Origin of the sequence: Lysobacter sp. 5GHs7-4 (genome assembly GCF_021284765.1) — a bacterium.
Classification (GTDB): domain Bacteria; phylum Pseudomonadota; class Gammaproteobacteria; order Xanthomonadales; family Xanthomonadaceae; genus Lysobacter.
Genome location: NZ_CP089924.1, coordinates 1,351,779 through 1,365,260, shown reverse-complemented (window position 1 = coordinate 1,365,260; position 13,482 = coordinate 1,351,779). Strand labels below are relative to the sequence as shown.

The window sequence follows — 13,482 nt, the reverse complement described above, 5'->3', positions numbered from 1 at the left end:
TGCGCCGCAATCGGCTGGCTTCGCGGCCCTCACCCCAACCCCTCTCTCGCAAGCGGGAGAGGGGCTAATGCGACGCCGCTGCTCTGGCTCTCGTGTAGCGGAGGCGATGCCGCACTCCTGCGCGATTGGAAGCACTTGCGACGCCCCCGCTTTTGGCCCCTCTCCCGCCTGCGGGGTGAGGAGCAGCGCTTGCGAGCCACCGGCTCGCGCTGCGCCGAACGCCCGACCGCTGTGCGGTCGGGCCGGGGTGTGGGTAGGGGTGAGGGAATGAGCGCGCAGCGCGAATGCAGTTCGCGCGAGACCTGCGAATCAATCGCGACCGGCACCCGCCGCGCGCACGCGATCGGCCAGGTCGTCGATGCCCGTCGCCGCCGGGTCCAGCTCGCGGGCCGCTTTCAGTGCCGCCTGCGCCGCGTGCAGCTCGCCCGCGCCCAGGCGTTCGTCGCCCACCGCCAGCCAGCGCAAGGCCAGCCGGCGGCGCGCTTCGGCCACGGCCGCGCCCTCGCCTTCCAGCGCGCGGCGCGCGTCCAGGCATTCGCCGGCGCGGCCGAGCCGGTTGCCGCGCAACTCGTCCTCGAAGCAACGCCGCGCGGCCGGCAACAACCGCGCCGCGGCCGCGCGCACTTTCGGATCCTGCGGCGCCAGCGCCTGCGCCGCGCGCAGTTTGTCGTAGGCGCTGTCGCCGGGTGGTGCCAGCAATTGCCCGCGCGCCTCGGCAGCCGCGGCTTCTTCCAGCAAGCGCCGCAGGCGCTGCTGGCGTTGCGCCGGAGGCAACTCGCCGCCGAAGCGCTTGCGCGACTGGCGCGCGCGCTCCAAATGCGCGCGCGCATCGGTCACCGCCGCGGTCGCGGGCGCGATCGCTTCGGCGTCGCGCAGGGCGACGGCGGCTTCGTCGAAGCGGAAGTCGGCGGCCAGGCGTTCGCTGCGCTGCGCGTACGCGGCGGCGACCGCGCCCAGGCCGCGCTGCGCGGCTGCGTCGTCGGGTATCGCCGCCAGCAGTTCGCGATAGCTTTCGGCGGCCTCGGGTAGGCGGCCGCGACGCAAGGCGCCATCGGCGTGGCCGCGACGCACGTCGGCGCGACGCGCCAGGTCGGTCAGCGCGTCGGGCAGCTCGGCGTGGCCGGGGTCGGCGGATTGCACGCGGCGGATGCGCGCGGCGCCGGCCAGCAGGTCGCCGCCCGCCAGGGCCCGGCGCGCTTGCTGCAACAAGTCGGCCAGGGTGTCCTCGCGGCCTTCCAAGGCTTCGATGCGCTTGGGCTGCAGCGCCAGCACGCGCTGGTAGAGCGGCAAGGCGGCGTGGTCGCCGTCGTCCAGATGCCCCGCCGCGCGCGCGCTCGCAGCCTGCGCCAGCAAGCGGTCCAGGCCGGCGTCGGCGGCTTCGCGTTCGCGCAGGCGACGTTCCAGGGCCTCGGCCTGCGCGCGCGGCACCGCCAGCTCGGCGGCCAGATTCAGGTGCGCGTGGGCCTGCGCATAACGGCGTTGGGCGATCGCCCGCTCGGCCTGCACCAACGCGGCCTGGCCTACCCGGGTCAGGCCGGCGCGGGCTTCGTCGCGGTCCGGATCCAACGCCAGCGCGGCCTCGTACAACTCGCGCGCGCCGCGTCCGTCGGGCGAGCTCAGCCGGCCCTCGCGCAGGGCCTGGGCGGCGTCGCTGCGCAGTTGCTGCAGACGCGAGTCCGGCCACAACCGGTCCGACAAGGGCTGGCGCAACCACACCAGCGCTAGCAGCACCAGCATCACCGCGCCGGCCGCGCCCCAGCCGAACCAGGGCCGCGCCGGCGGCGGCCGCGGGGCGCGATCGCGTTCGAAACGCAGCTCGCGCCAGCGCCCGAATTCGGGCTCGATCCGTGCCGGCGCGATGGCCGCTGCGCGCGCGCCGGGCGGCTCGCTGCGATCGTGCGGGGGCGGGTGGTCGGACGTCACGTTCGCAGCATAGCCCTGTCGTGGCGGCATCCGGGTGACGGCCGTGCGACGCGCCGGGCGTCCAGCCGCGGCCGCGCCTTCAGCAACGCTGCGCCTGCTCCACGCCGGGCAACGAGGACAGCTTGCCCAGCAGGGTCGACAGCTGGCCGTAGTCGGCCACGCGCAGGCGCAGACGCAGCCGCACGCGCGCGCCGCTGCGCTCGACGTCGCTGCGGATGCTGACCACGTGGGCATTGCCCTGCGCGATCAGGTTGGTGACTTCCTTCAGCAGCCATTTGCGGTCCAGCGCCAGCACCTCGATGTCGGTTTCGTAGCCGCTGCCCTTGCGCCCCCACTCCACCGGCAGCACGCGCTGCGGCTGGCCGGCGGCCAGGCGCTCGAACGCCGCGCAACCCGGCCGGTGCACGCTGACGCCGCGGCCGCGGGTGAGGTAGCCGACGATGGGTTCGCCCGGCAGCGGTTGGCAGCAACGCGCCAGCTGCACCAGCAGATTGCCCACGCCCTCGACGGTGAAATCGGTGCTCTTGCTGGGCCGGCGCCGCGGCACCGGCGCCAAGGTGGTGGTGCCGGTCGGCGGCGGCGGCGGCGCGGCCAGCGCGCGCTCGTGCTCGTGCAAGGCGCGTCCGATCTGGTGCGGCCCGACGTCGCCCAAGGCGACCTGCACGTACAGCTCGGCGTCGTTGGCGGCGTTGAAACGTTCGCGCGCCGGCGCCAGGTCGGCGTTGAGCAGGCCCAGGCGACGCAGTTCCTTATCCAGCAGCTCGCGCCCGGCCTGTTCGTTGCGCGCGCGATCGAGCTTGTGGAACCAGGCGCGCACCTTGTCGCGCGAGCGGCCGCTGGCGAGGAAGCCGTTGGCCGCGACCAGCCAGTCGCGGCGCGGCTCGCCGGTCTTGGCGGTGAGGATCTCGACGCGGTCGCCGCTGCGCAGCTTGTGGTCCAGCGGCACGATGCGGCCGTCGACCTTGGCGCCGCGGCAGCGGTGCCCGACCTCGGTGTGCACGTGATAGGCGAAGTCCAGCGGCGTGGCCCCGGTCGGCAGGTCGATCACCTCGCCCTTGGGCGTGAGCACGTAGACCCGGTCCTCGACCAGCTCGGTGTCCAGCTCGCCGGCCAGGGTGGCCTCGCCGTTGTCGCGACCGCCCTCGCCGTGGGCGTCGAGCAGCTTGCGCATCCAGGCGATCTTGCGGTCGAACGAGGCATCGGCGGCCTGGCTGCCGACCTCTTTGTACTTCCAGTGCGCGGCCACGCCCAGTTCGGCCTGGCGGTGCATGTCGTGGGTGCGAATCTGCACTTCCAGGGTCTTGCCTTCCGGCCCGACCACGGCGGTGTGCAGGGAGCGGTAATCGTTGCGCTTGGGCCGCGCGATGTAGTCGTCGAACTCGCTGGGGATCGGCGTCCACTGCGCATGCACCACGCCCAGCGCGGTGTAGCACGCCGCCAGGTCCCCGACCATGACGCGCACCGCGCGCAGGTCGTAGAGTTCGCCGATCGGCACGTCCTTGCGCTGCATCTTCTTCCAGATGCTGTAGATGTGCTTGGGCCGGCCGGCGACTTCGGTGCCCTGCAGCCCGGCCGCGGCCAAGGCGCCGCGCAGGGTGCGCTTGACCTGTTCGATATAGCGCTCGCGGTCGCCGCGCTTTTCGTCGAGCAGGCGCGCGATCTTCTGATAGGTCTGCGGTTCCAGGTAGCGGAACGCCAGATCCTCCAGCTCCCACTTGAGCTGCCAGATGCCCAGGCGGTTGGCCAGCGGGGCGTGGATGTCGCGGGTCAGCGCGGCCAGTTCGCGGCGCGCGTCCGGGGCCAGTGCATCGGCGTTGCGCATGCGCGCGAGCTGGCGCGCGAGCAGGATCGGCACCACCCGCAGGTCGCGCACGATCGCCAGCAGCAGGCGGCGCAAGCCCTCGTGGCCGGAGCGCGCGTCGTGCTCGGCGTGCAGGGTCCAGACCTGGGCCGCGGCGCGCTGGCCGTCGAGCAACGCCGCCACCGCCGGGAACTGCTTGTCCAGCGCGGTCCCAAGCGCCGCCGCCAGGCCCGGATAGGCGTGCAGCAGCGCGGCGGCGACGGTGTCGCCGTCGGCGCCCAGCAGGCCCAGGGCGTCCAGCGTGGCGGCGACCACCGGCGGCGCGTCCAGGGCGTCGCGGGCCACCGCCGGGTCGCGCGCGGCCTCCTCCAGGCGCTGCCGCAGCGGGCCGGCGATCGCTGCCGCGGAGGCGTGTGCCAGCGCGGTCTGGACCGGAGCGGGGACGGAAGGCGACGCGTTCATCGCGGATTGCGTGTCGGGATCGAAGCGGTTTGGGGGAGCGTCTACACTAGCCGCCAACCGACCCGAGGAACAGCACATGCTCCGCACCCGCCCGCTGATCGTCGCTACCCTGCTTGCGCTGGCACCGCTCGCGGCATTCGCGCAATCGCAGCCCCCGATCGAACAGCAGATGACGCCGGAGCAGTTCAAGGCCGCGGGCCTGGACAAGCTCAGTGCCGACGAACTGGGCCGCCTCAACGACTGGCTCAACCGCAAGATCGTCGACGAGAGCGCCAAGGTGGCCAAGAGCACCAAGGAAGTGATCGAGACCGAGCACCGCGGCTTCTTCAATTTCGGCGGCTCCAACGAACCGATCGCCTCGCGCATCACCGGCGAGTTCCGCGGTTTCGGCCGCGGCCGCCAGTACACGCTGGACAACGGCCAGGTCTGGCAGCAGTCCGACGACGCTTCGCTGGCCGGCGTGAAGCTCAGCAGCCCGGAGGTCAAGATCAATCCGGGCCTGATCGGCAACGTCTGGTACATGTCGGTGCAGGGCTACAACGCGCGCGCCAAGGTACAGCGGATCAAGTGAAGCAATGGCCCGTGCGCGAAGCGCACGGCTTTGCCATTGCTTCACCCCCGCGAAAGCGGGGGTCCAGTGACTTCAGCGCCATGCAGCGTGAACGCAATCACGTGCGCCAAGCGCACGGCTTTGCCATTGCGTCACCCCCGCGAAAGCGGGGGTCCAGTGACTTCCGCGCCATGCGGGCAAGGCGACGTCCGCCCATGCATGCGCGTATAACCTGATGCGCCCTCCCGCACGCCGCGCCCACGCGCTGGCCATGTCAAGAAACTGTCACGCCTCCGCAATAGTCTGAGCGCCCTACCCGTGCGGCCACCGCACGCGCCCGACACCGGGCGCGTTCGCGACGCCCAGCCCCGCTCCGTCGCCAGGCTTCCCCATGCGCCGATTCCACCGCAACGCCCTCCTGCTCGCACTGGTCCTGCTGCCCAGCCTGGCCTTCGCGCAGACCGCCTACCGCGACGTCGAACAGCGCCTGACGCCCGCGCAGCTGCGCGAAACCGGTCTGGACCATCTCAGCCCGGCGCAGCTGGCCCTGCTCAACCGCCTGCTGCGCGAGGACGCCGACCGCGAAGCCGCGGCCGCGCCGCCAGCCGCCGCACCGGCGAGCGCGGACACCGCGCCCGGCCGCGACGACGCCGGCCTGCTGGAAGGCGCCGCCGACGGCCCGATCCGCAGCCGCCTGGTCGGCACGGTGGCCGAATGGGCGCCGGGCACCGTGTTCGTACTGGAGAATGGCCAGCAATGGCGCGTGCTGAAGGGAGCGCTGAAGCTGCCCAAGCCGATGTCGGCACCCGAGATCGTGGTGGTGCCCGGCGTCAGCGGACGCTGGTTCCTGCAGGTCGACGAGGATTTGCCGAAGGCGCGGGTGCAGCGGATCAAGTGACGCACCGGGCCGCGCGCGGCTTTTCCGGCACGGCATTCCGGTGAACGCCTTGAGCGCCACGCGCTGAGGCAAGTCGCGTAGTCGCGACATGGCGCTGAAGTCGCTCTTCCCGGCCCGAGCGTATAGCGCTCGGGCGTTCGGTCGTGCGCGAACCAATGGCTCGCAAACGCACGCCCTCACCCGCGCTTTCGCTGGGATGACGAGCAAGGGCAAAGACTGCAAACGACGGCAGGTCGGTATGTCGCGCCGCTGCATGGCGTTGTCTGACGGCGTCATCGCGACATGACGCTGAAGTCGCTGGATCCCCGCCTTCGCGGGGATGACGAGCAAAGGCAACAGCAAAGAACGGCATGTCGGTATGTCGGGCCGCCGCATGGTGTTGTCTGACGGCGTCATCGCGACATGGCGCTGAAGTCGCTGGATCCCCGCCTTCGCGGGGATGACGAGCAAAAAAAAGCACAGGCGACGACGAAACGCCGCGGCGACCCGACCCGCCTTACCCGCGCAGCTGCGCCAACCGGTTGGCCAGCTTCTTCGGCGACACGCCGCCGCGCACGCCCAGTTCTTGCGCGAACAGGGACACGCGCAGTTCCTCCAAGTCCCAACGCAGCGCCTGCCAGCCCGGCGCCGAGGCCGCGCCGGCCGAATTCGCGGCCGCCAATGCATCGGCGAAGGGCTTGAGTTCCAGCATGCGCGCCTGGTCGCGCACCGGGTCGCGCAGCGCACGTTCGCCGCGCAATGCCAGCGCCTTGAGATAGCGCGGATACTCGCGCAAGGCCTCGGCCGGCACCTGGCTCAGAAAACCCGGCGGCGTCAGGCTCGCCAGTTGCGCGCGCATGTCGTCCAGATTCCCGCTGGCCCAGCCCATCAACGGCGACTCCAGCTTGGCGCGCGCCTCGGCCACCGCGACCAGGATGGTCTCGGCCTGCCGCAAACGCTCCATCGCCTCCGGGAACAGCTTTCGTGCCACCTGTTCGCGCCGCGCGTCGAACGCAGCCGCGTCGCGCACCTGCTGCAGTTCGTCGTCGTCGCCGAACAGCGATCGCAGGGCGCCGTCGACCAGGTCGTCGCGCAGCCGGTCGCCGTCGCGTTTGCTGCCGCCGTCGGCCAACTTGTCCATGCGCGGGCCGGTCGATTCGATCGCCGCGTACAGCAGGCCGGTCTTGGGCGCCACCGGCAGCTGCTTGCGCGCCTGCTTGAGTTTGTCGGCCAGCGCGATCGTCAGCAGGCGACGCACGCCGCCCGGATGCGCGCGCAAGGCGGCCTCGCGCTCGGCATGCACGCGCAGCGACACGGTGTCGCCGTCGTCGTGCAAGGCCGGGAACGCGGGCACGCCGGCGGCGCCGGGCACCGAGGCCGGGATCGGCTGCTCGGGGAACGCGGTCAGGCCCTGCTGACCCAGGCCGTCGGCGGCGCGGGCCGCGAACGCGCGCGCGGCGCGCTCGCCGAAACGCGCGCGCAGCTCGTCCAGATCGCGCGATTCCGCCAGTACTGCGGGCTCGCTCTTGCGGCCGCCCGGCTGGCGTTCGTCGATGGCGTCGAGCAGACGCAGGTTCATGCGCAGGTGCGCTTCGATCGCGCCAGGATCGAAATCCGTCGCCGCGACCTCCACCCCGGCCAGCTTGCGCAGGAAGCGTGCGAGCGCGCCGGCCAGGTCGTCGGCCTCGGGCTTGGCGTGCGCTTCCTGGAAGGCCTTGGCGAAATCCGGTGCGGGCACGAAGTTGCGCCGCAGGATCTTGGGCAGCGACTTGATCAACGCCGCCGCCTTGTCGGCGACGAAACCGGGCGCCAGCCACGACAACTGCGCTGGATCCAGCGCATTGAGCAGATGCAGCGGCACCGCGACCGTCATGCCGTCGTCGGGCGCGCCCGGCTCGAAGCGGTAGCGCACCGCCAGGCGCGCGTTGCCCAACTGCAGGTACGGCGGGAACCGCGTGGCCTCGCTTTCGCCGCCGACCATCAGGTCGGCGCCGGACCATTCCAGCGCCGCCTTTTCCGGCGCGGACAGCTTGGCGTACCACGCGTCCAGCGCCTGCGCGTTGTGCACCTGTGCCGGCAACCGGTCCAGGTACCACTGCGCCATCCAGTCCTCGTCCACCACCAGACCGGCGCGGCGCTGCTTGGCTTCCTCGTCGCGCGCCTTGGCCAGCGTGGCCAGGTTGCGCGCCAGGAACGCCGCGCGGGTGTTGATCTCGCCGGCGACCAGGGCGTCGCGGGCGAAGATCGCGCGGCTTTCTTCCGGGAACAAGGCGCCGTAATGCACCGGCCGCTTCGGCGCCAGCACCAGCCCGAACAGGCTGATCTGTTCGCTGCCGACCACGCGTCCCTGCGAACGCGCCCAGCGCGGGTCGTGATAACGGCGTGCGAGCAGATGCGGCAGCTCCTGGATCGCCCAGTCCGGCTCGATGCCGGCGTTGGTCATCGACCACACCCGCTCGGTGTCCAGCAGGGTCGCGGCCAGCACCCACGGCGGCGGCTTCTTGGCCAGCGGCGAGCCGGGGAACAGCTGAAATTTGCGCCCGCGCGGACCGTCGTAGACGCCGCGATCGCCACGCTGTCCGATCTGGCTGGGCAGGCCGGTCAGCAGCGCGCGGTGCAAGGTCGCGTAGGCCGAGGCCTCGTCGTCGGCGGCCTTGCCGCCCTGGCGATGACCGGGCGGCGCGTCGGTGCGCGCATCGCGGACGCGCGCGTCGCCGGCCGCGCGTGCCGACGGCGCGTCGCCGCGGCCGCTGGCCCAGCCGAGTTCCTCGCACAGCAGCTTGAGCTGGCGATGCAGCTCGCGCCACTCGCGCATGCGCAGGAAGCCCAGGAAATGCTTCTCGCACCAGCCGCGCAGCTTGGACTGGGTCAGCGCTTCGTGCGCGCTCTGGTAGGCGTCCCACAGCTTGAGGATGCCGATGAATTCAGAACGCGGATCGGCGAACTCGGCATGCGCCGCGTCGGCCGCACCACGCTGGTCTGACGGGCGCTCGCGTGGGTCCTGGATGCCGAGAAAAGCGGCGATCGCGATCATCTCGCGCAGGCAGCCGTGGGCCTGGGCCGCCACCAGCATGCGCGCCAGCTTCACGTCCACCGGAAGCCGCGCCATGCTGCGGCCGATCGCGGTGAGCCGGCGTTGTTCGTCCACCGCGCCCAGTTCGGTCAGCTGCTGCCAGCCGTCGGCGATGGCGCGGCCGTCGGGCGGCTCCAGGAACGGGAAGTCCTCGATGATGCGCGCCGCGCCGCCCGCATCGTCCGCGGCGCCGCGCTTCGAGGTGCGGCCGTCGACGCTGCCCAGGCCCAGCGAGAGCATGCGCAGGATGACGCCGGCCAGTGCGGCGCGGCGGATTTCCGGGTCGGTGTAGCGCGAGCGCGATTCGAAATCGGCCTCGCTGTAGAGGCGGTAGCAGGTGCCTTCGCTGATGCGGCCGCAACGGCCTTTGCGCTGGTCGGCGCTGGCCTGCGACACCGGCTCGATATGCAGGCGGTCGAGCTTGCCGCGCGGGCTGTAGCGCTTGACCCGGGCCAGGCCCGGATCGACCACGTAGCGGATGCGCGGCACCGTCAGCGAGGTCTCGGCGACGTTGGTCGCCAGCACGATGCGGCGCTTGGGGCCGGGGTTGAACACCCGGTCCTGGTCGCGCACCGACAGCCGCGCGTACAGCGGCAGCACTTCGGTCTCGCGGTACTTGCGCCGCTCCAGCGCCTGGTGGGCGTCGCGGATCTCGCGCTCGCCGGACAGGAAGATCAGCACGTCGCCGCGCGGATCCTCGCGGGTGATCTCGTCGCAGGCGGCAACGATGCCGTCGTTGACGCTGCGCTCGCCCTGGCGCACCTCGCGGCTGCGGCCATCGGCGGTCTCGCCCTCGCCCTCGCCCTCCAGCGGGCGGTAGCGCACGTTCACCGGATAGCCGCGCCCTTCCACGCTGACCACCGGCGCGTTGTCGAAATGGGCGGCGAAGCGCTCGGTGTCGATGGTGGCCGAGGTCACGATCAGTTTCAGATCGGGACGCTTCTTCAGCAGCTGCTTGAGGTAGCCGAGCAGGAAATCGATGTTGAGGCTGCGCTCGTGCGCCTCGTCGATCAGGATGGTGTCGTAGGCCGACAGCCAGCGGTCGGACTGGATCTCCGCCAGCAGGATGCCGTCGGTCATGAACTTGATCGCGGTGCGCTCGCCGACGTTCTCGTTGAAGCGCACCTGGTAGCCGACCGCGCCGCCCACGGGCGTGTTCAGTTCTTCGGCCACGCGCCGCGCCACCGCGCGCGCCGCGATCCGGCGCGGCTGGGTGCAGCCGATCATGCCGGCGGCGCCGCGCCCGGCGGCCAGGCACAGCTTGGGCAACTGGGTGGTTTTGCCCGAACCGGTCTCGCCGGCGATCACCACCACCGGGTGCTTGCGGATCAGCTCGACGATGCGCTCGGCCTCGGCGGCGATCGGCAGCGAAGGCTCCACCGGCGCGCTGGGCAAGGCCGCGGCGCGCGCCTCGCGCTGCGCCACCGACACCGCCAGGGCCTGGGTGAAGGCGTCGCGCGCGGCCGCGTCGCCGGGCTTGCCGCTCCAGCGCGACCACAGCCCGTGCAGGCGGCCACGGTCGCGGCTCAACGCGCCGTCGATGGCGCGCCGGGCCTGGCGTAACGCGGCGCTAGCATTCTGGGCGCTAGCATCGTCGGCGGGTGTTTGCCTGGAGTGTTCGTTCTTCATCGATAGATCGTCTGCATCGCAGCGCTAGGTACAAACCATTTAACATCGGCGGCGACAGCGCCTATTGTCGTCGCTACGCCGGAAAAACCCTATCCGGCCGCTTTCACCCCTTCCCATCCCACAGGAACAGGAGCCTCCCCCATGGCCAAGTCGAGCAAGCCCGACAAGACCAAAGCCGGCAAGACCAAGCCCGCCAAGCCGCTGACGCCGGCCGCATCGCCCGCACCGGGCAGCGCCGCGCCGTCCATCGATATCGGGATCTCGCCGGCCGATCGCAAGAAGATCGCCGAGGGCCTGTCGCGCTTCCTGGCCGACAGCTACACCCTGTACCTGAAGACCCACAACTTCCATTGGAACGTCACGGGCCCGATGTTCAACGCCCTGCACGTGATGTTCGAAACCCAGTACACCGAACAGTGGACCGCGCTGGACGAGATCGCCGAGCGCATCCGCGCGCTGGGCTTCAACGCGCCGGGCTCCTACGCCGAATTCGTGCGCCTGAGCTCGATCCCGGAAGAACCGGGCCTCAGCGACGCCGCCGACTGGCGCGAAATGGTCCGCCAGCTGGTGGTCGGCAACGAGGCGGTATGCCGCACCGCGCGCAAGGTACTCGACCAGGCCGACGACGTCGACGACGCACCCACCGAGGACCTGCTGACCCAGCGTCTGCAGACCCACGAGAAGTACGCCTGGATGCTGCGTTCGCTGCTGCAGTAAGGGCGGCTGAGGAGGCCGCTCCCTTCGACGGCGAGCGGCCTTTTTGCTGTCCGTGGGAGCGGTAACCTGCCCCAGAGGCGGCCGGCCGAATCTGCGCCCTACCCCGGACCGCGGGAAAGTCCTACCGCCGCCCGCGCCATCCGCTTAGCGGCCGTAACGACGGCGCTCGCTACACTAGCGCCATGTCAGACCACGCCCTAGACCTGCTGCGCCGTACCTTCGGCCATTCCGACTTCCGCGGCGAACAGGCGCAGATCGTCAACCACGTCAGCGAGGGCGGCGACGCCCTGGTGCTGATGCCCACCGGCGGCGGCAAGTCGCTGTGCTACCAGTTGCCCTCGCTGCTGCGCGACGGCTGCGGCATCGTGGTCTCGCCGTTGATCGCGTTGATGCAGGACCAGGTCGAGGCCCTGCGCCAGCTCGGCGTGCAGGCGGCCTACCTCAACTCCACCCTGGACGCGGCCGCCGCGGCCGAGGTCGAGCGCCAGTTGCTGGCCGGCGAACTCGACCTGCTCTACATCGCGCCCGAGCGCCTGCTGACCGGGCGCTGCCTGGCCCTGCTCGACCGCGCCCCGATCGCCCTGTTCGCGATCGACGAGGCGCACTGCGTCTCGCAGTGGGGTCACGATTTCCGCCCCGAGTACCGCGAACTCACCATCCTGCACGAGCGCTGGCCCGACATCCCGCGCATCGCCCTGACCGCGACCGCCGACGCCCCGACCCAGCGCGAGATCGCCGAACGCCTCAACCTGGAGGACGCGCGCCGCTTCGTCAGCTCCTTCGACCGCCCCAACCTGCGCTATCGCGTGGTCCACAAGGACAACGGCACGCGTCAGCTGCTGGATTTCCTGGCCGCCCACCGCGGCGACAGCGGCATCGTCTACGCCTTCTCTCGCCGGCGCGTGGACGCGGTGGCCGAGCAGCTGGTGCAGGCCGGCATCCACGCGCTGCCTTATCACGCCGGCATGGACGCGGCCTCGCGCGCGTCCAACCAGCGCCGCTTCCTGCAGGAGGACGGCGTGGTCATGGTCGCCACCATCGCCTTCGGCATGGGCATCGACAAACCCGACGTGCGCTTCGTCGCCCACGTCGACCTGCCCAAGTCGATCGAGGGCTACTACCAGGAGACCGGCCGCGCCGGCCGCGACGGCGAGCCCGCCGAGGCCTGGCTCTGCTACGGCCTGGGCGACGTGGTCAACCTGCGCCAGCTGATCCAGCAGGGCGAGGCCGGCGAGGAGCGCAAGCGTCTGGAGCTGCGCAAGCTCGACGCGCTGCTGGGTTACTGCGAGTCCACCCAATGCCGGCGCCAGGCGCTGCTGGGCTGGTTCGGCGAACCGCACCCGGGCGCCTGCGGCAACTGCGACAACTGCATCGACCCGCCGCAAAGCTGGGACGGCACCGAGGCCGCGCGCAAGGCGCTGTCCTGCGTCTACCGCACCGGCCAGCGCTTCGGCGCGGGCCATGTGATCGACGTGCTGCGCGGCGTGGAGACCGAAAAGGCGCTCAAGTTCGGCCACGACCGCCTCAGCACCTGGGGCATCGGCGCCGATCTGGACGTTCGTCAGTGGAGCAGCGTGTTCCGCCAACTCGTCGCCGGTGGCCTGCTCGAAGCCGACATCGAACGCCACGGCGCGCTGCGCCTCACCGCCGACAGCGGCCCGGTGCTGCGCGGCGAACGCGACCTGCGCTTCCGCACCGAGCAGCCCAAGGCCGCGCGCAGCCGCAAGCCCCGCGGCGGCGCGGCCGCGGCGCCGATGATCGACCTCGATCCGGCCTCGCTGGCGCGCTTCAACGCCCTGCGCGAGTGGCGCTCGACCACCGCCCGCGAGCAGAACGTACCGGCCTACGTGATCTTCCACGACGCCACCCTGCGCGCGATCGCCGAAGCCGCACCGGATGATCTAGACGACCTTTCGGGCATCCCCGGTATCGGCGCCAGCAAGCTGGACCGCTACGGCGAAGCGGTGCTGCAGCATCTGCTGGATCACGCTTGAGCCCAATCGTCATGTCGGCCTTGGGGTAGGAGCGGCGTAAGCCGCGACCGCGATCTACGGCAGCCGCGAAACTTCCGCCGCCGCGCGAGTTTCCGGGTCGCGGCTCACGCCGCTCCTACCCCAAACCCGCACCTCGCTTTCTGTGGGAGCGGCGTAAGCCGCGATTGCTCCCCAAGACCCGAAACCATCCCGACTTGCGTCGTCCGCACAGCAAGCCAAAGCATCCCGCCTTGGGGTAGGAGCGGCGTAAGCCGCGACCGCGACCTACGACAGCCGCGAAACTTCCGCCGCCGCGCGAATTTCAGGGTCGCGGCTCACGCCGCTCCTACCCCAAACCCGCACCTCGCTTTCTGTGGGAGCGGTGTAAGCCGCGATTGCTCCCCAAGACCCGAAACCATCCCGACTTACGTCGTCCGCACAGCAAGCCAAAGCATCCCGCCTTGGGGTAGGAGCGGC

7 protein-coding genes are annotated in these 13,482 nt (G+C 71.2%); 4 read left to right on the top strand and 3 right to left on the bottom strand.

The annotated features are described in order from the left end of the window. Positions 1 to 309: 309 nt before the first annotated feature. Positions 310 to 1,923 carry a hypothetical protein gene (locus tag LVB77_RS05870; RefSeq protein WP_232909259.1) on the bottom strand — a complete coding sequence of 538 codons (1,614 nt, stop codon included), beginning with the start codon at positions 1,921 to 1,923 and terminating at the stop codon, positions 310 to 312. A gap of 79 nt (positions 1,924 to 2,002) precedes the next feature. Continuing rightward, the gene (locus LVB77_RS05865; RefSeq protein WP_232909258.1) at positions 2,003 to 4,186 is read right to left on the bottom strand and encodes a bifunctional (p)ppGpp synthetase/guanosine-3',5'-bis(diphosphate) 3'-pyrophosphohydrolase; all 2,184 of its coding nucleotides are present in this window, start codon (positions 4,184 to 4,186) and stop codon (positions 2,003 to 2,005) included. 76 nt (positions 4,187 to 4,262) lie between these two features. Here LVB77_RS05865 and LVB77_RS05860 point away from each other — a divergent pair, with 76 nt between their 5' ends. Continuing rightward, positions 4,263 to 4,757 (top strand): hypothetical protein, encoded by a 495-nt coding sequence (locus LVB77_RS05860; RefSeq protein WP_232909257.1) that lies wholly within the window; start codon positions 4,263 to 4,265, stop codon positions 4,755 to 4,757. 370 nt (positions 4,758 to 5,127) lie between these two features. Then, entirely contained in the window at positions 5,128 to 5,634 is a 507-nt protein-coding gene (locus tag LVB77_RS05855) for a hypothetical protein (protein ID WP_232909256.1), read from the top strand. Between the two features lie 496 nt (positions 5,635 to 6,130). On the opposite strand, the gene hrpA is transcribed toward LVB77_RS05855, so the two are convergent. Further along, entirely contained in the window at positions 6,131 to 10,315 is a 4,185-nt protein-coding gene (gene hrpA, locus LVB77_RS05850; protein WP_232909255.1) for an ATP-dependent RNA helicase HrpA, read from the bottom strand. A 141-nt stretch (positions 10,316 to 10,456) separates the two neighbouring features. On the opposite strand from hrpA, the gene LVB77_RS05845 reads away from it, so the two are divergent. Together LVB77_RS05845 and recQ are read left to right on the top strand one after the other, a co-directional pair. Continuing rightward, the gene (locus LVB77_RS05845; protein WP_232909254.1) at positions 10,457 to 11,032 is read left to right on the top strand and encodes a Dps family protein; all 576 of its coding nucleotides are present in this window, start codon (positions 10,457 to 10,459) and stop codon (positions 11,030 to 11,032) included. A 182-nt stretch (positions 11,033 to 11,214) separates the two neighbouring features. Continuing rightward, complete coding sequence (recQ, locus tag LVB77_RS05840; RefSeq protein ID WP_232909253.1) at positions 11,215 to 13,026, top strand: DNA helicase RecQ; 1,812 nt, start codon at positions 11,215 to 11,217, stop codon at positions 13,024 to 13,026. Positions 13,027 to 13,482 lie beyond the last annotated feature (456 nt).